The sequence below is a fragment of the Novipirellula aureliae genome, from assembly GCF_007860185.1.
Taxonomy (GTDB): Bacteria; Planctomycetota; Planctomycetia; order Pirellulales; family Pirellulaceae; genus Novipirellula_A; species Novipirellula_A aureliae.
Genome location: NZ_SJPY01000034.1, coordinates 1 through 1,645, shown reverse-complemented (window position 1 = coordinate 1,645; position 1,645 = coordinate 1). Strand labels below are relative to the sequence as shown.

The following is a 1,645-nucleotide window of genomic DNA, read 5'->3' as shown; positions in this document are numbered from 1 at the left end:
AACGATACGGATCACGTGGTCGCCGCGAGCGATCAACCACTTCAATAAACTTAATTCGGCGACTCACGTGCATCCGCTGGTTCGCCTGTCAATCATGCTGAACACTTTCTCCGTTTGACCTCGTTGACCAAGCGTTTAGAATTACGCTGTCAGCTGATTCGCCTACAAACTGAACTGATCCATCCGCGAACAGGCAATTTGCTCCCGAATCGTGAAAGCTGTAGATGCCGGACATGTTGTCATGGTTTACTCTTCCATTGTGCGGAGCCAGCCAAGCAAAGTGTGTACTAATCGCCCAGGCGGCCTGGTGATTGTCGAACGCTCTGTTGCCAGAGTACGGCCAAGATTCATACAGCCTTCCGTCTTTATACCAATCAGGACGTGCAGAACGCTCTGCAACGAGCATTGTGTTGGATAGCCCGTCGGAGATGTCGCGAAATTTTGCTGTGCGATATGAAACAGGAATGAGTTTGTTCGCTTCGATTTTGTAGGTTGGTTCACCCCAAGCTCCGAATTCAATGTGGGACAAGTAGGGAGGCCGTTCTCCGACGGAATCATTAATTCCGGCACCCCCGATAATTTCGTAGTCAGATCTTGCTGCGGTTCCAACGATGACGAAGTTGGCAGGTACAACTTTATTGAACGATTGAATATCTGGAACGTACCTGTTGGGTGTTGACGTAGATGGACACTGAAACACCGCCAGTTCGCTATTTATCCAGGATTCATTCGAGACCTCGGTCGCAGGAAGTGATGGATCGATCTTGGCAAACATTGCGGACTGTTCCAGTTGCGGAAGAATGGACACTCGCCATGAGTAGCAGTGGAACTCCTCTTCCACAGTGGGCGGGTTAGCCCGGAAAGAACCGTTGTACAACGAGGGCAGTTGTCGCATTGACGATTCATAAGATTGTATCGCAAGCCCAACTTGTCGCAGATTGTTTGTGCACGTTGTCCGCCTCATCGATTCGCGGACGCGTTGCAACGCTGGCATCGTCATCGCTATAAGAATGCCCAGTATTGAGACGACTGCGATTAGTTCGATTTTCGTAAATCCAGACACCCGTTTTCGCATGACGAACTCGATAGGGAATTTGCGCAATGATCGCTGCCAAGGGATTGATGCGCAGTGAGCTAGTATTTGTTCAACCGAATAAATTTTTTGTCGGCGAACGGTAGCGATAACCGCTTCGGCTAGATTAACGCTGACCACAGAGTAAACGCTCGTGGCCGACTGCGGTTCATCGATTGGTTATCGGACAGTATGGGGATCGACGAGATGTTGGCGACGCAGAATTTCAAGGATGAACTAAGCGGCGGCATTGGATCAGAGTCGGTCCAGTCTTCGACCCCTTCGGTGACACATTCGCCCCGATTCGGTATCGCGATCATTGTAGCAGATCGAAGCGAGACATATCAACAATCGAACGAGTAAGCATTGCAGACGGGACATCAGCGCATCAATCGACCGAGCAACAACATCGCACCAATTGCAGCATGAACGCCAGCGCATCAATCCGATAACGGCGGCCGTCACCGGGACGGCGGGAAAAGTTGTCCATTATAAAAAACGCTAGTTCGCCGTCTCCGGTGCACGGAATGGTTCCGCTTCTCCGATTGGTGGTGCAATGCGACTGTTAGGCTT

At 50.7% G+C, this 1,645-nt stretch carries 1 protein-coding gene; it reads right to left on the bottom strand.

Features of this window, described 5'->3' with window-relative positions; genetic code table 11:
* Positions 1 to 88: 88 nt before the first annotated feature.
* Positions 89 to 994, bottom strand: coding sequence for a DUF1559 domain-containing protein (locus Q31b_RS27675; RefSeq protein ID WP_261343894.1), 906 nt, complete (start codon positions 992 to 994; stop codon positions 89 to 91).
* Positions 995 to 1,645: the final 651 nt, after the last annotated feature.